This window comes from Streptomyces spinosus (assembly GCF_020400655.1).
GTDB classification, from domain to species: Bacteria; Actinomycetota; Actinomycetes; order Streptomycetales; family Streptomycetaceae; genus Streptomyces; species Streptomyces argyrophylli.
The window spans coordinates 390,990-411,091 of sequence record NZ_JAINRC010000002.1 but is presented as its reverse complement, the minus strand read 5'-3'; the positions used below and the strand labels follow the sequence as shown (position 1 = coordinate 411,091).

19 protein-coding genes, 2 tRNA genes and 1 pseudogene are annotated in these 20,102 nt (G+C 71.1%); 12 read left to right on the top strand and 10 right to left on the bottom strand.

All coding sequences use genetic code 11. The features are described 5' to 3' along the window. Position 1 precedes the first annotated feature (1 nt). Positions 2–130 carry a DLW-39 family protein gene (locus LG395_RS05770; protein ID WP_003999697.1) on the top strand — a complete coding sequence of 43 codons (129 nt, stop codon included), beginning with the start codon at positions 2–4 and terminating at the stop codon, positions 128–130. Between the two features lie 350 nt (positions 131–480). Beyond that, positions 481–1,773, top strand: a complete 1,293-nt coding sequence (locus LG395_RS05765; RefSeq protein ID WP_225808669.1) for a hypothetical protein — start codon at positions 481–483, stop codon at positions 1,771–1,773. Here LG395_RS05765 and LG395_RS05760 read toward each other — a convergent pair. Both LG395_RS05760 and LG395_RS05755 read right to left on the bottom strand, forming a co-directional pair. Continuing rightward, positions 1,737–3,092, bottom strand: coding sequence for a serine/threonine-protein kinase (locus tag LG395_RS05760; protein ID WP_225808668.1), 1,356 nt, complete (start codon positions 3,090–3,092; stop codon positions 1,737–1,739). The genes LG395_RS05765 and LG395_RS05760 overlap by 37 nt on opposite strands. 111 nt (positions 3,093–3,203) lie before the next feature. Beyond that, positions 3,204–3,752, bottom strand: coding sequence for a helix-turn-helix domain-containing protein (locus tag LG395_RS05755; protein WP_171154673.1), 549 nt, complete (start codon positions 3,750–3,752; stop codon positions 3,204–3,206). Positions 3,753–3,934: 182 nt separating this feature from the next. Here LG395_RS05755 and LG395_RS05750 point away from each other — a divergent pair. Further along, positions 3,935–4,007, top strand: a tRNA-Ala gene (locus LG395_RS05750). Positions 4,008–4,153: 146 nt separating this feature from the next. On the opposite strand, the gene LG395_RS05745 is transcribed toward LG395_RS05750, so the two are convergent. Then, complete coding sequence (locus LG395_RS05745; protein ID WP_171154670.1) at positions 4,154–4,855, bottom strand: DUF5324 family protein; 702 nt, start codon at positions 4,853–4,855, stop codon at positions 4,154–4,156. 288 nt (positions 4,856–5,143) lie between these two features. Between LG395_RS05745 and LG395_RS05740 the strand changes: the two genes are divergently transcribed. Both LG395_RS05740 and LG395_RS05735 read left to right on the top strand, forming a co-directional pair. Beyond that, positions 5,144–5,674: a peptidylprolyl isomerase gene (locus LG395_RS05740; RefSeq protein ID WP_171154669.1), complete on the top strand. Its 531-nt coding sequence runs from the start codon at positions 5,144–5,146 to the stop codon at positions 5,672–5,674. 85 nt (positions 5,675–5,759) lie between these two features. Continuing rightward, complete coding sequence (locus LG395_RS05735; RefSeq protein ID WP_225808667.1) at positions 5,760–6,650, top strand: rhomboid family intramembrane serine protease; 891 nt, start codon at positions 5,760–5,762, stop codon at positions 6,648–6,650. Positions 6,651–6,898: 248 nt separating this feature from the next. Here LG395_RS05735 and crgA read toward each other — a convergent pair whose 3' ends face one another. Next, the gene (gene crgA / locus LG395_RS05730) at positions 6,899–7,153 is read right to left on the bottom strand and encodes a cell division protein CrgA (protein WP_014673794.1); all 255 of its coding nucleotides are present in this window, start codon (positions 7,151–7,153) and stop codon (positions 6,899–6,901) included. A 152-nt stretch (positions 7,154–7,305) separates the two neighbouring features. Here crgA and LG395_RS05725 point away from each other — a divergent pair, with 152 nt between their 5' ends. The 6 genes and pseudogenes from LG395_RS05725 (at position 7,306) to LG395_RS05705 (ending at position 11,089) form a co-directional block, all read left to right on the top strand. Then, positions 7,306–8,094 (top strand): DUF881 domain-containing protein, encoded by a 789-nt coding sequence (locus LG395_RS05725; protein WP_225808666.1) that lies wholly within the window; start codon positions 7,306–7,308, stop codon positions 8,092–8,094. Positions 8,095–8,141: 47 nt separating this feature from the next. Next, positions 8,142–8,234 (top strand): annotated as a pseudogene (locus LG395_RS41620) (class E sortase); the annotation flags it as partial. 118 nt (positions 8,235–8,352) lie between these two features. Continuing rightward, positions 8,353–8,514, top strand: a complete 162-nt coding sequence (locus LG395_RS05720) for a hypothetical protein (protein ID WP_103813562.1) — start codon at positions 8,353–8,355, stop codon at positions 8,512–8,514. Next, positions 8,511–9,149, top strand: coding sequence for an aminodeoxychorismate/anthranilate synthase component II (locus LG395_RS05715; protein ID WP_225808665.1), 639 nt, complete (start codon positions 8,511–8,513; stop codon positions 9,147–9,149). Before LG395_RS05720 ends, LG395_RS05715 begins: the two co-directional genes overlap by 4 nt. Beyond that, entirely contained in the window at positions 9,146–10,288 is a 1,143-nt protein-coding gene (locus LG395_RS05710) for a class E sortase (protein ID WP_225808664.1), read from the top strand. The genes LG395_RS05715 and LG395_RS05710 overlap by 4 nt, the downstream gene beginning before the upstream one ends. A 45-nt stretch (positions 10,289–10,333) precedes the next feature. Beyond that, complete coding sequence (locus LG395_RS05705; RefSeq protein ID WP_225808663.1) at positions 10,334–11,089, top strand: class E sortase; 756 nt, start codon at positions 10,334–10,336, stop codon at positions 11,087–11,089. Positions 11,090–11,149: 60 nt separating this feature from the next. Here the strand turns inward: LG395_RS05705 and pknB are convergent, their stop codons facing one another. The 6 genes from pknB to LG395_RS05675 form a co-directional block, all read right to left on the bottom strand. Continuing rightward, the gene (gene pknB / locus LG395_RS05700; RefSeq protein WP_171154657.1) at positions 11,150–13,141 is read right to left on the bottom strand and encodes a Stk1 family PASTA domain-containing Ser/Thr kinase; all 1,992 of its coding nucleotides are present in this window, start codon (positions 13,139–13,141) and stop codon (positions 11,150–11,152) included. Between the two features lie 195 nt (positions 13,142–13,336). Next, positions 13,337–14,824 carry a peptidoglycan D,D-transpeptidase FtsI family protein gene (locus LG395_RS05695; protein WP_171154655.1) on the bottom strand — a complete coding sequence of 496 codons (1,488 nt, stop codon included), beginning with the start codon at positions 14,822–14,824 and terminating at the stop codon, positions 13,337–13,339. Then, entirely contained in the window at positions 14,821–16,266 is a 1,446-nt protein-coding gene (locus tag LG395_RS05690; RefSeq protein ID WP_171154654.1) for an FtsW/RodA/SpoVE family cell cycle protein, read from the bottom strand. The genes LG395_RS05695 and LG395_RS05690 overlap by 4 nt, the downstream gene beginning before the upstream one ends. A 27-nt stretch (positions 16,267–16,293) precedes the next feature. Then, positions 16,294–17,907, bottom strand: coding sequence for a Stp1/IreP family PP2C-type Ser/Thr phosphatase (locus LG395_RS05685; RefSeq protein WP_225808662.1), 1,614 nt, complete (start codon positions 17,905–17,907; stop codon positions 16,294–16,296). A 140-nt stretch (positions 17,908–18,047) separates the two neighbouring features. Further along, the gene (locus LG395_RS05680; protein WP_225808661.1) at positions 18,048–18,578 is read right to left on the bottom strand and encodes an FHA domain-containing protein FhaB/FipA; all 531 of its coding nucleotides are present in this window, start codon (positions 18,576–18,578) and stop codon (positions 18,048–18,050) included. Positions 18,579–18,588: 10 nt separating this feature from the next. After that, positions 18,589–19,458, bottom strand: a complete 870-nt coding sequence (locus LG395_RS05675; RefSeq protein WP_132784807.1) for an FHA domain-containing protein — start codon at positions 19,456–19,458, stop codon at positions 18,589–18,591. Positions 19,459–19,906: 448 nt separating this feature from the next. Here LG395_RS05675 and LG395_RS05670 point away from each other — a divergent pair. Continuing rightward, a tRNA-Leu gene (locus LG395_RS05670) sits at positions 19,907–19,990 on the top strand. The last annotated feature ends 112 nt before the right edge of the window (positions 19,991–20,102 follow it).

The window sequence follows — 20,102 nt, the reverse complement described above, 5'->3', positions numbered from 1 at the left end:
GGTGAAGAAGCTGCTCCTGGTCGCACTGGCCGCCATCGGCGGGCTCCTCGTGTACCGCCAGATCCAGGCGGATCGCGCCGAGCAGGATCTGTGGACGGAGGCGACTGACTCCGTGCCCACGGGTTCGTGAGTCCCGATACCCGATCTGTACCGACCCCGGCCGCCTGCGCGGTCGGGGTTTCGCGTTCCCCGGCCGTGTCGCGCGGGCCCCTGCTCCGTGTTGCGGGGTCCCGGCCGGTGCGCTAGGCGGGCGGGACGGCGGGGCCGGACGGTGCCGGGCGTTTCGGACGGGCGTACGCGTTGCCCGGATGGCGCAGCGGCGGCCGGGGCAGGATGGGCCTCGCGGTCCACCGGTGCGGTGCGGCCGTCCGACGACTGGGGGTGTGGCGCGTGCGGGGCCGAGGGGGCGGTACGGCGGTGGGGGCCGGGGGTCCGGCGCGGGTGCGGGTACGGCGGCGGATCGCCGTCGCCCGGGGTGCCGTGACCAGTCTGCTGCTGGCCCTGTCCGCGGCTCTCGCACCGCCGGCACCCGTCCTCGCCCTGCCGGCCGCCGCCGGCCCGCGCCCGGGGCCGTACACCTTCGCCCCCGGCGCCCCGACCGTCACGGGCACGAAGGGCACCGCGGACGCCGGACTGCTCGACCCGCGCCACACCTACCGCAGCTCCCTGCCCCGCGACGGCAGGCTCTACTACCGCCTCCGCCTGGCCGCCACGGACACGGCGTACGCCGCCGTCACCGCCGTACCACCGGCGGACGCCACGGTCTCCGCCACCGACGGCATCCGCGTCTCGCTGCGGGACGCGAACGGTTCCTCCTGCTCCTACGCCTCCGCCCGGATCGGCGCCGGGCTCAGCCCGCGCCCGGTCACGGCCCTGGCCCAGCGCGAGGCAGGCAAGGCGCTGTGCCAGGGCGCCGGGACGTACTACCTGCTCGTCGAACGTCTCGACGCCGAGGGCTCCGGCGCGGCCGGGTCCGGGCCGTGGGACCTGGAGATCACGCCCGCCACGGAACCCCGTCTCGCGGCGGCGGGACCCACCACCGGGCCGCGGACCTGGGACTCCGCCACGCCGGAACCCGTCACCGGCACGCCCCGGGACCGCTCCGGCGGCACCGGTTTCGCCACGGCCCGCCCGGTGGGCCAAGGGGTCTGGCGCACCCGTCTCGTCCCCGGCGAGACCCGGTTCTACAAGGTGCCGCTGGACTGGGGCCGGCAACTGCACGCCTCCGCCGGCCTGGACGGCGCACCAGGGCACGGCTATGTCGGCGGCGCCCTGAACCTCTCCCTCTACAACCCCGTCCGCGGCTACGTCGACGACGTCTCCCTCGGCTACACCGGCGCGCCGAGGTCCGCCGCGCTCGCACCGCTCCCGCCGGTGGAGTACACCAACCGGTACGCCATTCCGGCCGGGGTGACCTCCGTCCGCTTCGCCGGCGCGTACTACCTGGTCCTGCACCTCAGCGCGCACCTGGCCGGCACCTTCGGGCAGGGTCCGTTCGAGGTGACCCTGCGGGTCCGGGTGGACGGGCAGCAGCAGGCGGGGCCCGGGTACGCCGGCCGGCCCGAGCCGGCCGGTGTCCTCACGGTCACCGACGGGGACCGGCGGGCCGCGCTGTCCGGGGGCACCGGGGACGGGGCCGACGAGCGGGTGATGCGGCTGGTCGCCGTCGGTGGGATCGGCACGGGCACCGCGCTGCTGCTGGTCCTGGGCGGGTGGACGGTGGCGGCCCGGCGGGCTCACACCCGGGCCAGCGCCCAGAAGCCCACGGCGTAGCAGGCGAGCGCCAGCAGCAGGAGCGGGATCGCGGCCCCGGCCGGGGGACCGGGCCGCCGGGCGGCACGCCGGGCCCGGCGCCCGCGGGTGGCGGTTCGGGGGGCCGGCGGTGACGGCGGCGGGGTCTGCGGGTCGCGGGTGGTGTAGGCGGCGGTGGCGGTGTCGATACGCGGGTCCGGAACCGGGGCCGGCACGGGGACCGGGGGCGGGAACGGGCGGGCCGGCGTCTGCCGGGGCGGCGGCAGGCGGAAGCTGCCCGTGTCCGAGAGGGAACCGGTGGAGGCGGGCGTCGAAGGCTCCCGCACCGCCGCTCCTGGGCCGCGGCCGGCCGGCCCGCCGTCGGCACGCCCGGCTGCGCCGCCTCCGGGGGGACCGGGTGTCGCGCCCGACTCGTCCACCCCGCTCGGCACCGCCTCCGGCGCCACACCGGAGGCCCGCCGGAGCGGGCCGTCGGGACCGAACCCGGGCGGAAGCGGGCCGAGTTGGTCGAAGACCTCGACGAGTTCGTCGTCGGGGCCCGGCTCCGGCAGGAGTTCGGCGGCGGCGGCGAGCGCCTTGCGGGCCCCCGTGGCGGTGCGGAAACGGTTCGCGGGATCGGGCTGGAGCAGGGAGGCGACGACCTGCCAGAGCGGCTCCGGAACTCCCTTGGGCGGGCCGGGCGTTCCGTGTTCCAGGAAGTACCGCACCAGCGCCTTGGCGTCGGGCTTGGCGCCTTCCAGGAGGTACAGGGCGACCAGGCCGACGGCGAACAGGTCGGCCGGGAAGTCGGGTTCGGCGCCCAGCATCTGCTCGGGGGCGAGGTAACCGGGCGTCCCCACCACCAGGTTGGTCTCCGTCAGCCGGGGTTCGCCGAGCCGCATCGCGATGCCGAAGTCGGACAGCCGCAGCCGGGGCCGGCCGGTGCCGGTGGCCTCCAGGAGCACGTTGGCGGGCTTGACGTCCCGGTGGACCACGCCCTCGGCGTGCACGGCCGCGAGCCCGGACAGCAACTGGTCCAGCAGCGTGCACACGAACGCGGGCGGCAGGGGGCCGTAGTCGCCGACCAGGTGGACCAGGGAGCCACCGCCGACCAGGTCCATGGTGAACAGCACCTTGTCGTCGTCGGCGGCCCAGCTCGCCGGGGCGAGGACGTGCGGGTGGTCGATGCGCAGCGCCTGTTCGCGGACGAAGCGGAGCAGGGAGTGGGCGTCGCGCTGCTGGAGGACCTTGGCGGCCACGTACCGCCGGCGGCGGTGGTCCCAGGCACGCCACACGGCGCCCACACCACCGCGCCCGATCGGATCGGCCAGCTCGTACCGGCCGGCGAAGACCTCACCCATGGCAGCCGCCGCTCCTCCCCTGGTCCGACGAAGCCCCGCGCCACCGCGCCCCTGCCGTACGTGCCCCGCGCCCGGCCGGCCCGGACCCCCCGTCCCGGACCGGCCGCGCGGTCAGTTCTGGTGGGACTGGTAGTGCGCGACGGCGTCGGAGGTGCGTCCGGCGCCGTAGACGCGGAGGAACTCCGCGAGTTCGGGATGGCTCGGGGCGAGGCTGTCCGCGGCGTCGATGATGTCACCCGCGGCGGCCACCGAGCGGAGCAGCGACTGGATCTCGCGCACCACCCGCTTGACCGTGGGCGCACCCGAACTGTTCGTGGTGTGCGTGGTGTTGCTGAGCACGGAGCCCCCCTGCGACTTCTTGATCTCGTCCATCCGCTCGGTCGCCTCGGCGGCGCTGACGCTGCCGTCCGCGACCTGGGACGCCAGTTCCTGCAGCAGCTGCACCCGCTGGACCACCGCCGGGTTGCCGATCTTCGCGCGCTGGCCGCTCATCAGCTGCGAGAGCATCGGCGCGGACAGGCCCAGGACCGCCGCGAGCCGGGCCTGGTTCAGCCCGAGATCGTCGATGAGCTTACGGAAGAGCGCCCCCAACGGCTCCCCGTACCAGTTCCGCTGCAGCTCCCGCGCTCTGGCGGTGGCTTCCTGCTGTGCGGCGTCCATTGCGTCTCCCCATCGCTTCCCCTGAAAACCGCGGTTCGCTGTAGCGAACCACGTCGAGCATCTTACGGAGAGTGGTCATCCGCGGGGACCCCCAATCTTTTTGCGGGATACGGGGGGTGACCCGGTACTCTGGTCTGCGGCGCCCGCCGGAACGTGATCCGTCCGGCAGGCCGCTCCTTCCCGGGGCCTTAGCTCAGTTGGTAGAGCGCCGTCTTTGCATGGCGGATGTCAGGGGTTCGACTCCCCTAGGCTCCACCCCGAGAAATGCCCCCTGATCTGCTCGAACGCAGCGTCAGGGGGCATTTTCGCGCGCACACCGGGGGACCCTCCGGCCCGATCGATCACGGCCGGAGGGTCCCCTGGTGTGCGCTGGTGTATCCGTTGATGTGCGGGCAGGCCGCTCAGATCTCGTCGTCGCGGCCCGCGGCGTCGTCCTCCGCCTGCTTCGCCTGGACCTCGGGGTCCAGGGCCTGGGCGTCGCTGCCGTCCACGGAGGTGATGCGTCCCTCGTCGGGGACCTCCGTCGCCGCGGGCGGCTCGACCAGCCAGTCCGGGTTGGCCTGCTTGTCCCACCACTTCCAGGCGGCGAAGGCGCCGCCCGCCAGGGCGGTCAGCACCACGACGGCCTTCAGGGCCCGGCCGGTGCGGGACCGGCGCGCGTTGCGCCGGGCCAGCTTCTGGATGTCCCGGGCCGAGACCTGGCCGCGCAGCGCGGCCAGCGCGGCGGCACCGCGCGCGGCCGCCTCGTCGCGGACCGGAGCGGTCGCGGCCACGGCCTGCTCGATCTTGGGACGTGAGTAGGCGGCGGCCTGCCGGGCCGCCTTACGGGTGCGTTCGGCGGCTTCCTGCGCGGCCAGGTCCACCTTCGGCGGCACATGCGTGCGGGCCTGCTCCAGGCGCGGGGCGAGCCGGGCGTCGTACTGCACGCGGGCCTGTTCGGCGGCCTGCGAGACCACGGGCGCCAGCCGTACGCGTGCCTCCTGCGCGTAGTACGCGGCACGCTCCTTGGCCGTGTCGGCGTAGGGCGCCACCACTTCCGCGGCGTGCAGCACGCTGTCCTTCGCCGAGCCGGTCGCGGCGCGCACGCTGTCGATGCGGGTCACGGGTTCCTCCTCCTCGGTGGCGTACGGTATTTCGACTTTCCACCCTTTTACGGATCATGCCTGCCCGCGGCCACTGGGGCACGTGCGGGCGCGCATACGGGTGCCGGTGGGCCCCCTCCGGCCCGGGTCGAGGCGACGAGCCGGGGCACCGGGGGGCTCGTGGTCGACACTGCCACGAATCACCGGCGCGCGCCGCCCGCGCGGCGGAAGTCACGGCCGCCCGGCGACGCGCGGACGGGACCGTGGAAGGATCGGAGGTGTGCGGCGGACGACGACGGAAGGCGGATCGTGGCCGAGCAGCTGTATGCCACCCTGAGGACCACCCTCGGCGACATCGAGGTGCGGCTCTTCCCCCTCCACGCCCCCGTCACGGTCAGGAACTTCGTCGAGCTCGCCCGCGGCGAACGCGAGTGGACACACCCGGGCACCGGCGTAAGGAGCAGGAAGCCGCTCTACGACGGCACGGTCTTCCACTCCGTCATCAGCGGGTTCATGATCCAGGGCGGTGATCCCCTGGGCAACGGCCTCGGCGGGCCCGGTTACGGCTTCGAGGACGAGTGCCGGCCGGACCTGGCGTTCGACACCCCGTACCTGATGGCCATGGCCAACGCCGGGCCGGGCACCAACGGCTCGCAGTTCTTCATCACCGTCACCCCGAGCACCTGGCTGAACGGCAAGCGCACCATCTTCGGCGAGGTCACGGACCCGGCCTCGCAGAAGGTGGTCGACGCCATCGCGAACGTGCCGACCGGCCGCAACGACCGCCCGCTGACCGATGTCGTCCTCGAGACGGTGGTGGTGCAGACGCGTGCGGACTGAGGGAACCAAACGCGCCGCTCGTCCGTAAGGATGGGCGGAGCAGGACCGTACCGTCAGGACGGACACGACGAACCAAGGGGATCTGATGGACCAGGCCGCAGGGAGCGCGCAGGACGCCGCCCGGAGCGCGCCCGTGTGCTACCGGCACCCGGACCGCGAGACCGGCGTGCGCTGCACCCGCTGTGACCGGCCCATCTGCCCGGAGTGCATGATCAGCGCCTCGGTCGGCTTCCAGTGTCCGGACTGCGTCCGCCAGGGCTCGGGCACGGGGCACGCGCCGGCGGCGTCCCGGCCGCGCACGGTCGCCGGGGGCACGGTCACGGCCGACCCCCGCCTGCTCACCAAGATCCTGATCGGGATCAACCTCGCGGTGTTCATCGCCGTCCAGGCCGACAGGTCACTCCTGGACCACCTGGTGCTCTACGGCGCCTGGCCGCCGAAGCCGTTCGCGCCGACCTCGGGTGTCGCCGGAGGCGAGTGGTACCGCTTCGTGACGTCGATGTTCACGCACGAGGAGTACTGGCACATCGGCTTCAACATGCTGAGCCTGTGGTGGATCGGCGGCCCGCTGGAAGCGGCCCTAGGCCGGGCCCGCTATCTGGCGGTCTACTTCGTCTCCGGGCTGGCCGGCGGCGCGCTGACCTATCTGTTCGCCTCCCCGCAGACCGCCTCGCTCGGCGCCTCGGGCGCGATCTTCGGGCTCTTCGGCGCGACCGCCGTGCTGATGCGCCGCCTGAACTACGACATGCGTCCGGTCATCGCGCTGCTGGCGATCAACCTGATCTTCACCTTCAACCCGAGCATGAACATCGCCTGGCAGGCGCACATCGGCGGGCTGGTCGCCGGTGTCGTGACCGGGTACGCGATGGTCCACGCCCCCCGCGAGAAGCGGGCGCTGGTGCAGTACGGCACGTGTGCCGTCGTCCTGGTGCTGACGGTGGCGCTGGCCCTGGTCAGGACCGCTCAGCTCACCTGATACCGAACCGTTGTCCACAGGCTGTGGCGGATCTTGTGCACCGTGTGCCGACACAGCTGCGCCCCCTGTCGCTCGGATGTGTTTCCGCAGGTCGGACAGGGGGCGAACAGATGTATGGGGATCGGTTGGCCAGTCACACCGGCGTCAACGCCCGATGAGTTATCCACAGATCGTAGTTTCTTTTCCCCAGGGGATTGTGGACAGCACCCCTGGCCTGTGGATAACTCGGCGGATAGCCCTGGGCAGAGCTATTTCCACTGCGTGGAGACACCGAAGCCGGCGGCGATGAAGCCGAAGCCGACGACGATGTTCCAGTTGTCCAGGCTGTCGACCGGCAGCGAGCCGTCGGTCACGTAGAAGACGACGATCCAGGCCAGGCCGATCAGGAACATGGCCAGCATCACGGGCGCGACCCACGCGCGGTTGGTGAGCTTGATGGCCTGCGCCTGCTTCGCCGCCGGCGGCGTGTAGTCGGCCTTCTTGCGGATACGTGACTTCGGCACGAGGGTCTCTCCTGTCGATGCGCTGCGTGGCCGCGCAGGTAACTGGGTCGGGCTCGGGGCAGCGTACAAGGGGCCAACATGACGACTCTGTGTTCTCCCCCGGGCGTCCGTTAGCGTAGTGCTTCCGTGGCGCCGAAGGAGATAAGGGTACGTTGAGCAATTCTGCCGACTCCCCGGGGACGGGATCAACGGGTCAGGGCCCCGTCCGCCGGCCGCGTGTGCGGCCCGTGCGGATCCTCACGGCCGCCGTCTTCGCGCTCGCCGGGCTCATCTTCTTCACCAGCTTCGACACGGCCAAGGGCACCGACATCCGCCAGGACGGCTCCCTGCTGAAGCTGTCCGACCTGATCCAGCAGCGCAGCCGCAAGAACAAGGAGCTGGACGAGTCCAACGCGACCCTGCGCGACAGCGTGGAGTCGCTGGCCGAGAACGACGACGGCAGCACCAAGGCCGAGGACGAGAACCTGGGCCGGCTGGAGAAGAGCGCGGGCACCCGGAAACTGACCGGCACGGCCGTCACCGTCACCCTGAACGACGCCCCGCCGGGCGCCACCGCCAAGCTCCCCGGCTATCCCGAGCCGCAGCCCGACTACCTGGTCATCCACCAGCAGGATCTCCAGGCCGTGGTGAACGCGCTGTGGCAGGGCGGAGCCCGGGGCATCAAGGTCATGGACCAGCGGCTGATCTCGACCAGCGCGGTGCGCTGCGTCGGCAACACCCTGATCCTCCAGGGCCGTGTCTACTCACCGCCGTACAAGATCACCGCGGTCGGGGACCCCGACCGGCTGAAGCAGGCGCTCGCCGCGAGCAAGGCGATCCAGACCTACATGGTCTACGTCAACGTCTACGGCCTCGGCTGGAAGGTCACCGACGACGGGACGGTGACGCTTCCCGGCTACTCCGGCACGGTGGATCTGCACTACGCGAAGCCGGTGGGGTAGACGTCCCTCCCGGAGCCGCCGGGTGTGCGCCGATCGGGTGAAACATCTGGTTCGCGTATCGGATCGACAAAGGCCCCTGCAAAACAGTGCCGCCCGAGGTCGAGGTGATCGACGCTGGTCCCCGTACATCCGGGTACACGCCCGGACTCCGCATAGCCTGTGGAGGAAGGCGAACCGGGGGCTCCGCGCCGTTAGTCTGGTGACGTACGGCGTGTGTCTGGTGCCGTAGCGGATACGGAAGGGACGGCAGGGGACGGCATGTACGGCTGGATCTGGCGGCATCTGCCGGGCAACGCGTGGGTGAGGGCCCTGATCTCGCTCGTACTGATCCTGGCCGTGGTCTACGTCCTGTTCCAGTACGTCTTCCCGTGGGCCGAGCCGCTGCTGCCCTTCAACGATGTGACGGTGGACAACCAGTGAGTGCGCGGATTCTCGTCGTCGACAACTACGACAGCTTCGTCTTCAACCTCGTCCAGTACCTGTACCAGCTGGGCGCGGAGTGTGAGGTCCTGCGCAACGACGAGGTGACGACCTCGCACGCGCAGGACGGCTTCGACGGCGTGCTCCTCTCGCCCGGTCCCGGGACCCCGGAGGAGGCGGGCGTGTGCGTGGACATGGTCCGGCACTGCGCGGCCACCGGGGTGCCGGTCTTCGGCGTGTGCCTCGGCATGCAGTCGATGCAGGTGGCGTACGGCGGTGTGGTCGACCGGGCGCCCGAGCTGCTGCACGGCAAGACCTCGCCGGTCGAGCACGAGGGCAAGGGCGTCTTCGCGGGCCTGCCCTCCCCCTTCACGGCGACCCGCTACCACTCCCTGGCCGCCGAACCGGCCACGGTCCCGGCCGAGCTGGAGGTGACCGCCCGCACGCACGACGGCATCATCATGGGCCTGCGCCACCGGGAACTGCCGGTGGAGGGTGTGCAGTTCCACCCCGAGTCGGTGCTGACCGAGCACGGGCACCGGATGCTGGCCAACTGGCTGGCGGAGTGCGGCGACCAGGGTGCCGTGGCGAGATCGGCGGGGCTCGCCCCGGTGGTGGGCAGGGCCACGGCGTGACCGCGCTGCGCCCCGAGCGCGAGGACTTGTACGACGGCGACAGACCGTACGGGTCCTCCGGCGGTGCGCGGCCGTACGAGTCCTCCCGTGGCGCGCGGCCGTACGCCGGGCGGCGGCAGGACCCGCCGACGGCTCCGATGCCCCGGCTGACGGAGCAGGACCTCACGGCGCCCCCGCCGCGCGTCGACGAGGAGACGATGGCGCTGCGGATTCCAAGGCCCGCGGGGCACGGCGCGGACGGCGGCGCCCCAGGGGCGGGAACAGGGGCCTCTGGAGCCCTGTCGGCCGCCCCGGCCTCCTCGGCCGCGCCGGGCGGCCGTGCGGCCCGGAGAAAGGCCGCCAAGCGGCGTGGAGGGCGGCACGGCGGGCCCAGGGACACCCGCGAGCCGGCGGCCCCCGCGACGGGCCGGGACCCGCAGCGGCCCCTGAGCCGGGTGGAGGCCCGGCGGCAGGCCCGGCTGCGCAAGCCGAGCCCGGCGACCGTCGCGAGCCGGGCGATCGGCGAGGTGTTCATCACCACCGGCGTCCTGATGCTGCTGTTCGTCACCTACCAGCTGTGGTGGACCAACGTCCGCGCGCACGCGCAGGCCGGCAGCGAGGCGCACCAGCTCCAGGACGACTGGGCCAACGGCAAGCGCAATCCGGGCGTCTTCGAGCCGGGGCAGGGCTTCGCCATCCTGCACATCCCGAAGCTGGACGTGGTCGCGCCCATCGCGGAGGGCGTCAGCAACAAGAAGGTCCTCGACAAGGGCATGGTGGGGCACTACGGCGAGGCCCCGCTGAAGACGGCGATGCCCGATGCCAGGACCGGCAACTTCGGCCTCGCCGCGCACCGCAACACGCACGGGGAGCCGTTCCGGTACATCAACAGGCTCAAGGCCGGGGACGCGGTCGTGGTCGAGACGCAGGACACCTACTTCGTGTACAAGGTGACCTCGATGCTTCCGGTGACGCCGCCGTCCAACACCAGTGTGCTGAACCCGGTCCCGCCGGGCTCCGGCTTCACCCGGCCCGGCCGCTACATCACCCTCACCACCTGCACACCGGAGTTCACCAGCAAGTACCGGTTGATCGTCTGGGGCAAGATGGTCCAGGAACGCCCGCGCAGCAAGGGCAAGCCGGACGCGCTCATCGAGTAGGGCTCACCGACCAAGGGCGCTCATCGACCAAGGGCAGAGGACACAGTGGCAGCGACCGCCGACGAGACCGAAGAGACCACGGACGCGTCCGAACCGGTTCCGCGTCCGGCTCCGCGCCGGGGCCCCGGCCGGATCGCCCTGGCGGTCAGCGTCTTCGGGGAACTGCTCATCACGGCGGGCGTGCTGCTCGGCCTGTTCGTCGTCTACTCCCTGTGGTGGACGAACGTGATAGCGGACCGCAAGGCGGACCGGCAGGCCGACAAGGTGCGCGAGCACTGGGCCGAGCAGCAGCGGACCGGTCCCGGCGCGCTCGACACCAAGGACGGCATCGGGTTCCTGCACGTGCCGGCGATGCGCAACGGCGAGGTGCTGGTCGAGAAGGGCACGGGCACGGACGTCCTCGACGACGGCGTGGCCGGCTACTACACGGACCCGGTCAAGGCCACGCTGCCCACCACCGGCAAGGCGGGCAACTTCGCCGTCGCCGCCCACCGGGACGGCCACGGCGCGAAGTTCCACAACATCGACAAGGTGCGCAAGGGCGACCCGATCGTCTTCGAGACGCGGGACGACTGGTACGTCTACAAGGTCTACTCGGTCCTGCCCGAGACCTCGAAGTACAACGTCAAGGTCCTCTCCGCCGTCCCCCGGGAGTCCGGCAGGAAGAAGCCGGGCCACTACATCACCCTGACGACCTGCACCCCCGTCTACACCTCCCGCTACCGGTACGTCGTCTGGGGCGAACTGGTCCGCGTGGAGAAGGTGGACGCCGACCGCACTCTGCCGAGGGAACTGCGCTGAGCGTGCGCGTGGGCCCCTGCCGGGATGTCCCGGCAGGGGCCCACGTGTGTGCGGGGTGCGTCAGCCGATGCCGCCGAAGAAGCCGCCGCCGTTGTCGCCGCCGCCGTTGTTGCCGCCGCCGAAGTCCGCCGTCGTCAGGACGATCTGGGTGCTGCCGGGGTCGGCCTGGGTGCCCTGCTGCGGGGTTTGAAGGACGACCCGCGCTTTGTCGTCAGTGGGTCCGTTGACCTGGATCTGGGTGAAGCCCTGCTGTTGCAGGATCTGCTGGGCCTCCTTCACGGTCTTCCTCGTCACGTCGGGCACCGGCTTCTGTTGCGGCTGCTGCGCCTTGCCCACGTTGATCGCGACCGGGGTGTTCTTGGAGACCTGCTGGCCCGCCGGCGGGTTGGTGTTCTGGACCTTGCCGTCCTGGGCCGGGTCGGTGACCGGGGTGTCGTTGCAGGTCGGGGCGAGGCCCTTGGCCTGGAGTTCGGCCTTCGCCTCGTCGCAGGACTTGCCGGTGACGTCGGGGACGGTGACCTTCTCCTCGGCCTTGGCGATGACGAGGGTGATCTCGGACCCCTTCTGCCGCTGCTTGCCGCCGATCGGGTTCTGGTCGAGCACGGTGTTCGGGCTCTCCGTGGAGACGCGGGCCTCCGTCTTCACCGTGAACTTGTAGTCGTCCCCCTCCAGCTTCGCCTTGGCGTCGTCGAGGCTGAGGCCGATGACGCTCGGCACGGTGACCTTGGGCGCGCCCGTGGACACCACCAGGGTGACGGTGCTGTTCTTCTCGACCTTCGTGCCCTCGCCCGGCTTCTGGGTGCACACGTTGCCCGTGGCCTGGTCCTCGCAGGCCTCCTTGGTGACGGTCACCTTGAGGTCGACGTTCTCGGCCATCTTGCGGGCCGTCTTCTCGGGCTGGCCCACGAACGAGGGCACGGGCACCTTGCCGTCGCCCCCGCCCTTGTCGCCGAACGCGTACATGCCGATGAGGATCGCGCCGACCAGGACCAGCAGGCCCGCGACCACCAGCAGGATCGTGGAGCTGTTGGACTTCTTCTGCTGGCGGCGGCGGTCCGGGCGCTCGTCGTAGCCGTAGCCGCCGTCGTCGGGGTTCATCGGCGGGAGCATGGTGGTCGCTCCCGCCGGCTCCGAGCGCAGGGCGGTCGTCGCCTGGTCGTCGGGGTAGCCGCCGTAGCCGACCGCGCCCATCGCGGCCGTGGCGGCGACCGGCTGGCCGTCCAGGCACGCCTCGATGTCGGCGCGCATCTCGTCGGCCGACTGGTAGCGGTAGTTGGGGTCCTTGACCAGCGCCTTCAGGACGATCGCGTCCATCTCGGGGGTGATCTCGGGGTCGAAGACCGACGGGGGCTGGGGTTCCTCCCGGACGTGCTGGTAGGCCACGGCGACCGGGGAGTCGCCCACGAAGGGCGGCCGTACCGTCAGCAGCTCGTAGAGGAGGCAGCCGGTCGAGTAGAGGTCGGACCGGGCGTCGACCTGTTCGCCCTTGGCCTGCTCCGGCGAGAGGTACTGGGCGGTGCCGATGACCGCCGCGGTCTGGGTCATGGTCATGCCGGCGTCGCCCATGGCGCGGGCGATGCCGAAGTCCATCACCTTGACCTGGCCGTTGCGGGTCAGCATGACGTTGGCCGGCTTGATGTCGCGGTGGACGATGCCGCTGCGGTGCGCGTACTCCAGGCCCTGGAGGATGCCGATGGTCATCTCCATGGCGCGCTCGGGCAGCAGCTTGCGACCGGAGTGCAGCAGCTCACGGAGCGTGGAACCGTCGACGTACTCCATCACGATGTACGGGATGGAGACCCCGTCGATGTAGTCCTCGCCCGTGTCGTAGACCGCGACGATCGCGGGATGGTTGAGCGAGGCGGCCGACTGGGCCTCCCGGCGGAACCGGGCCTGGAAGGACGGATCGCGCGCGAGGTCCGCGCGCAGCGTCTTCACCGCCACGGTGCGGCCGAGCCGGGTGTCATGCGCGAGGTAGACCTCCGCCATGCCACCGCGGCCGAGCACCTGGCCCAGCTCGTACCGGCCGCCGAGGCGACGCGGCTCTTCCATAGCTACCTACCAGCCCTCTCCGTCGGTCTCGGCCGCACACTCCTGTGCGCGGCCGGAGGCTGCCGTCCGGGCCTACCGTACCCGGCTCGTTCCGTGTGACCTGGCCAAGCCCGTAACCCGATACAGGACCGGTATCGCAACGTGCGGCGATGTGAAGGAGCTGTGAGCGGCCTCACTCCCGGTGGCCGACGGCGGTCACTTCTTGGAGTCGATGACCGCCTCCATGACGTTCTTCGCGATCGGCGCGGCCAGGCCGCCACCGGAGATGTCGTCGCGGTTGGCGCTCTCGTCCTCGATCACGACGGCCACGGCGACCGGCGAGCTGCCGTCGCTGAGCTTGGCGTAGGAGATGAACCAGGCGTACGGGTTCTCGCTGTTCTCGACGCCGTGCTGGGCGGTACCGGTCTTGCCGCCGACCGTGACGCCGTCGATCTTCGCCCGGGTACCGGTGCCCTTCTCGACGACCGTCTGCATCATGTCCTGGAGGATCTGCGCGTTCTTCGGCGACAGCGGCCGGCTCAGCTCCTCCGGCTTGGTCGTGGCGACCGGGTCCAGGTTGGAGGACTGGAGCGAGTCGACCATGTACGGCTTCATCAGCTTGCCGTCGTTGGCGACCGCGGAGGCGACCATGGCCATCTGGAGCGGGGTCGCGGCGGTGTTGTACTGGCCGATGGAGGACAGCGCGGTCTGCGACTGGTTCATGTCGTCCGAGAACACCGAGGCGCTGGAGCGGACCGGGGTGAACTGCTCGGCGTCAAAACCGAACTTCTTCGCTTCCGCGAGCATCTTGTCGTTGCCGAGGTCGGCACCGATCTTGCCGAAGACGGTGTTGCAGGAGTACTGGAGCGCGACCCGCATGGTCGCGTTCTCGCACGGGATGTTGCCCTCGTTCTTCAGCTGGGTCGTGGTGCCCGGCATGGTCCACGGCAGCGGCGAGTCGGTCTTCTCGTCGGCCGAGGTGTACTTGCCGTTCTCCAGGGCCGCGGCGGCCGTGACCACCTTGAAGGTGGAGCCCGGCGGGTAGGTCTCGCGCAGCGCCCGGTTCAGCATCGGGTCGTTGGGGTTGTACTTCTTCTGGAGCTTCTTCCAGGCCGCGGCGTCGTCGTTGGTGTTGCCCGCGAACGACGAGGGGTCGTACGACGGGTAGGAGGCCAGCGCCAGTATCTTGCCGGTGGAGGGGTCGAGGGCGACGACGGCGCCCTTGCCCCCGCGCTGCTTCAGACCGTCGTACGCCGCCTTCTGCGCGGCGGCGTTGAGCGTGGTGACGACGTTGCCGCCCTGCTGCTCCTTGCCGGTGATCATGTCCAGTGTCTTGCGGAAGAACAGCCGGTCGTCGTCGCCGGTGAGGATGCCGTCCTCGATGGACTCCAGCTGGGTGGCGCCGAAGGCCTGCGAGGCGTAGCCGGTGACCGGCGCCCACATGGGGCCGTTCTTGTAGGTGCGCTTGTACTTCAGGTCGTTCAGACCGGTCTTGCTGGTCAGCGTGGACCCGGTGATCGGGTCGCCGCCGGACACGATGATGTCGCCGCGCGGGGTGGCGTAGCGGGCGATGGTGACACGGCGGTTGTTCGGGTCGTCCTTGAGCTTGTCGGCCCGGACGTACTGCAGGTAGTTGTCCCGCAGCAGCAGGGTGAGGACGAGGAGGCCACAGAAGATCGCGATCCGGCGCAGGGGCTTGTTCATGACGGGCGGACCACCTGGGTCATCTCGGCGTCGGGGTTGGCGGCGGGGGCGGGCGCCGGGCGGCGGGCGGTGTCGCTGATGCGGATCAGCACGCCGATCAGCGCCCAGTTGGCGATGACCGACGAACCACCGTAGGCGAGGAACGGCATCGTCATACCGGTCAGCGGGATGAGGCCCATCACACCGCCGGACACGACGAAGACCTGGAGCGCGAAGGCGCCGGACAGGCCGATGGCCAGCAGCTTGCCGAACGGGTCGCGGGCGGCGAGGGCGGTGCGCACGCCGCGCTCCACGATCAGGCCGTAGATCAGCAGGATCGCCATGATGCCCGCCAGGCCCAGCTCCTCGCCGAAGGTGGCCAGGATGAAGTCGGAGTTGGCGGCGAACCGGATCAGCTCGGAGTGGCCCTGGCCCCAGCCGGTGCCGAGGGTGCCGCCGGAGCCGAACGCCCACAGGGCCTGCTGGAGCTGGTCGGAGTGGACGCCGGGGACGCCGGGGGTGCGGCTGAGCGTGTACTCGCGCATCGGGTCGAGCCAGGCCTGCACACGGACCTTGATGTGCGGCTCGAAGCTGGCCACGCCGATGGCGCCGGCGGCGGACATCAGCAGACCGAAGACGATCCAGCTGGTCCGCTCGGTGGCGACGTACAGCATGATCACGAACATGCCGAAGAACAGCAGCGACGTACCGAGGTCGGTCTCGAAGACGAGGATGAGGATCGAGATCGCCCAGACGACGAGGATCGGGCCGAGGTCGCGGCCGCGCGGCAGGTACAGGCCCATGAAGCGGCGGCTGGCGAGCGCGAGCGCGTCGCGCTTGACCATCAGGTAGCCGGCGAAGAACACCGCCAGCACGATCTTGGCGAACTCACCGGGCTGGATGGTGAAGCTGCCGATCGCGATCCAGATCTTGGCGCCGTACACGTCCGCGCCGAGGCCCGGGACCAGCGGCAGGAGCAGCAGGAACAGCGCGGCCACCATGGAGATGTAGGTGTAGCGCTGCAGCGTGCGGTGGTCCTTGAGGAAGATCAGCACCGCCACGAACAGCGCGATGCCCATCGCCGTGTAGATCAGCTGGTTGGTCGCCTTGCCGCCCGCGACGTGGATCTGCTGGAGCAGCTTGGACTGGTCCAGCCGCCAGATGCACACCAGCCCGAGCCCGTTGAGCAGGGTGGCGAGCGGCAGCAGCAGCGGGTCGGCGTACGGGGCGAACTTCCGTACGACGAGATGGGCGACGGCGGCCAGCAGGCCGAGCCCGAGGCCGTAGCTCAGCAGGCCCGCGGGGACCTGGCCGTCGATGGCCAGGCCTACGTTCGCGTAGGCGAACACGGGGATGGCGACGGCGAAGACCAGCAGGGCCAGCTCGGTGTTGCGGCGGCTCGGCGCGCCGATCGCGCCGATCGTGGACGTGTGGTGCGTCGGCGAGTTCGTAGTACTGCTCATCGTGTGACAGGGCCTCTCACGGCTTGCCTACTGCTTACCGCACAGCGAGACGACCTTCTGCTCGTCCTCCGAGAGAGTGGGGCCGGGGCTGGGGGTCGCGGACGGGGTCGTGGACGGAGCCTTCGAAGGGGACGTCGGGGACGTCTTCGAGGCCGACGGGTTCGGGGTCGTGTTCGGCGTCGGGGAGGCCTTGACGAAGGCGGTCTGCGTGGCGGTGCCCGTGGACGTGCCGGAGCCCGTGGACGTGCCGGTGCCGGCGGCACCGGTCTTGTCCCGGCCGGTCTTGTCCCTGCCGTTCTTCGCGTCGTTCCGCGCGCGCTCGGCCGCCTGGCGCTCGGCCTGCTTGTGGCAGGCGGAGGCCTGTACGGCCAGCTCCTGGACCTTCGCCCGGGCCGCTTCCAGGCCGCCCTCCGCGATCGTCGCCTTCACCTGCTTCTGCTGGTACGGCGGCAGGTACTTGAGTTCGATCTCCGGGTGGTCCTTCTCCACCTTCGACAGCGACACCCAGGCCAGGTCCTGGCTGATCCCGCGGTACAGCGCGATGTGCTCGTCCTTGGCGCCGACGTAGTACTGCGTCTGCGTCCAGCGGTAGCCGCCGTACAGGCCGCCGCCGACGACGGCGAGGGCGAGGACGCCGTAGAACGAGGTCTTCAGCCATCTGCGCCGCTTGCGCGGCTTGGTGAAGTCGTCGTCGGCGTAGTCGCCGAAGCCGTCGGCCGGGATGTAGCCGGTGGTGTCGCCGGAGCCGGGCGGGCCGAACTCGCCGCCGCCGTGTCCCTGGCCCTGGCGGCCCAGGTGGGAGGCCCGGCCCGCCGGGGTCTGCATGATGCCGTTGTCGTGCAGGTGGTGCTGGTTCTCTGCGACGGCGCCGACCACGACGGGCTGGTCGGACAGCTGCCCGGCGAGGGTGTCGCCGGTGTCCAGGTCGAGCACGTCGGCGACGATCACCGTGATGTTGTCGGGGCCGCCGCCGCGCAGCGCGAGCTGGATCAGCTCCTGCACGGTCTCCTGCGGGCCCTGGTAGCTGGCGAGGGTCTCCTCCATCGTCTGGTGGGAGACCACGCCGGACAGGCCGTCGGAGCAGATCAGGTAGCGGTCGCCGGCCCGGACCTCGCGGATCGACAGGTCGGGCTCGACGTGGTCGCCGCTGCCGAGGGCGCGCATCAGCAGCGAGCGCTGCGGGTGGGTCGTGGCCTCTTCCTCGGTGATCCGGCCCTCGTCCACGAGCCGCTGCACCCAGGTGTGGTCCTGGGTGATCTGCGTCAGCACACCGTCACGGAGCAGGTACGCGCGGGAGTCGCCGACGTGCACGAGACCGAGCCGCTGGCCGGTCCACAGCAGCGCGGTGAGGGTCGTCCCCATGCCTTCGAGCTGGGGGTCCTCCTCCACCATGGCGCGCAGCTGGTCGTTGGCGCGCTGCACGGCCACGCCGAGGGAGGTGAGGATGTCGGAGCCGGGCACGTCGTCGTCGAGCGTGACCAGGGTGGAGATCACCTCGGAGGAGGCGACCTCGCCCGCCGCCTGGCCGCCCATGCCGTCGGCGATGGCGAGCAGGCGCGGGCCGGCGTAACCGGAGTCCTCGTTGCCCTCCCGGATCATGCCCTTGTGCGATCCGGCGGCGAAGCGCAGTGACAGACTCATGCGCACCTCGCCCGTCGGCTCCGAATGCAGCCGGTCGTGTCGAGCCACACTGCCCACCCTCCGGTCGGGAGCGCGCCGGCGACCGGGTTGCGGCCTGCCGCTGCGTGCTCGCTCCGCTCGCGCTCATTCATGACGTAGCACTACTTCCGCAGCTCGATCGCGGTCTTGCCGATGCGGATCGGCGCGCCCAGCGGGATCGGTGTGGGGGTCGTCAGCCGGGACCGGTCCAGGTAGGTGCCGTTGGTGGAACCGAGGTCCTCGATGATCCACTGGCCGTCACGGTCCGGGTAGATCCTCGCATGGCGGCTGGAGGCGTAGTCGTCGTCCAGCACGATCGTCGAGTCGTGCGCCCGGCCCAGGGTGATCGTCTGGCCCTGCAGCGCGACGGTGGTGCCGGTGAGGGTGCCCTCGGTCACGACCAGCTTGGTGGGGGCGTTGCGGCCGCGCCGGCCGCCGCCGCCCTGCTGGCCGCGCTGCGGCGGGGGCGCGGCCTGCTGCCGGGTCTGCTGCCGGCCCGGCTGCTGCGGCCGGGCCGCCTCCCTACGCGATCCGCGCTGGGTGACGCGCGTACCGAACAGGTCGCTCCGGATGACCTGCACGGCCACGATCACGAACAGCCACAGTACGGCCAGGAAACCCAGCCGCATGACCGTGAGGGTCAGCTCTGACATTGCCCCCGCTTCACCCTTCGGCTTGCCTATAGATAACGGTGGTGCTGCCCACGACGATCCGCGAGCCGTCGCGGAGCGTAGCGCGGGTGGTGTGCTGCCCGTCCACCACGATGCCGTTGGTGGAACCGAGATCCTGGATCGTCGAGGGCGTTCCGGTCCGGATCTCGCAGTGCCGGCGGGACACGCCGGGGTCGTCGATCCGCACGTCGGCGTCGGTGCTGCGGCCCAGCACCAGCGTCGGGCGGGAGATCTGGTGGCGGGTGCCGTTGATCTCGATCCAGTAGCGGGTGCGCGCGCCGCTCATCGGGGCCGCGGCCGGCCTCTGCGTGGCGGGCTGGGGGTAACCGTACCCGCCGGGGCGGGTGCCGGGCGGCGGTGCGGACGGCATCGGGGGCGCGCCGGCGGGCGGGGCGGCCGGCGGGTAGCCGTAGCCGCCGGGGGCGCCCGCCGCGGGCCGGCCGGCCGCCGGGGCGCCGGGGGCCTGCGGGGCGCCTTGCTGGTCGCTGGAGGAGGCGAGGGTGCGCGAGCGCACCCGGTACAGGCCGGTGTCCAGGTCGTCGGCCTTCTCCAGGTTGACCTTGATCGGGCCCATGAAGGTGTAGCGCTGCTGCTTGGCGTAGTCGCGCACCATGCCGGCCAGCTCGTCGCCGAGCTGCCCGGAGTAGGGGCTGAGGCGCTCGTAGTCCGGCGCGCTCAGCTCCACGATGAAGTCGTTGGGCACGACGGTCCGGTCACGGTTCCAGATGGTGGCGTTGTTGTCGCACTCCCGCTGGAGCGCTCCGGCGATCTCCACGGGCTGGACCTCGGACTTGAAGACCTTGGCGAAGGTGCCGTTCACCAGACCTTCGAGACGCTGCTCGAACTTCTTCAGGACTCCCATGGGGCACCTCCTCCGTCCCTGCCGTCGTCTTGCCTGCTCTGTGCCGCTGCCTTGCCGGGTACTGCGGGTACTGCTCACTGATCGTATCTACGCGCCCGCCAATCAGCCGGTTCCCCCAGCGGCTCCCCTTCGAACTCCCGGGTGCGTGTCCTGCTGCCATGGATCGTAGAGGCGGGCGAAGTCCAGTGTCCCGCACCCGGCTGTGGACCCGGTCCGCCTCCCGGCAGATGGCCGGGACCGGTACGAGGTTGATACGAGAAGCGCGCCTCCCTGATACCTGCGGCGTTCGGTGGGTGCGCCGTTGGGGTGCGCGCCGCGCGCGGCGGGGCTGGTGACCGGGGGCGGGCCCGGCGGGAAGCGATGTGAATCCACCCCGTACGACGTGCTAATGTTCTGGGTGTCGGAAGGGGCCGGGCCGAAAGGGCCGGAGCCGGAAGACACACCCAATGCGCGGGTGGCGGAATAGGCAGACGCGCTGGATTCAGGTTCCAGTGCCCGCAAGGGCGTGGGGGTTCAACTCCCCCCTCGCGCACAGTAGGCCGAGGGCCCATCGTGAAAACGGTGGGCCCTCGGTCGTATGTGGCGTCGTTCACGGGCGCCGTCCGACCGGGGTGTGAGGAAGCTCTCAGGGTGTCAACGGCCGC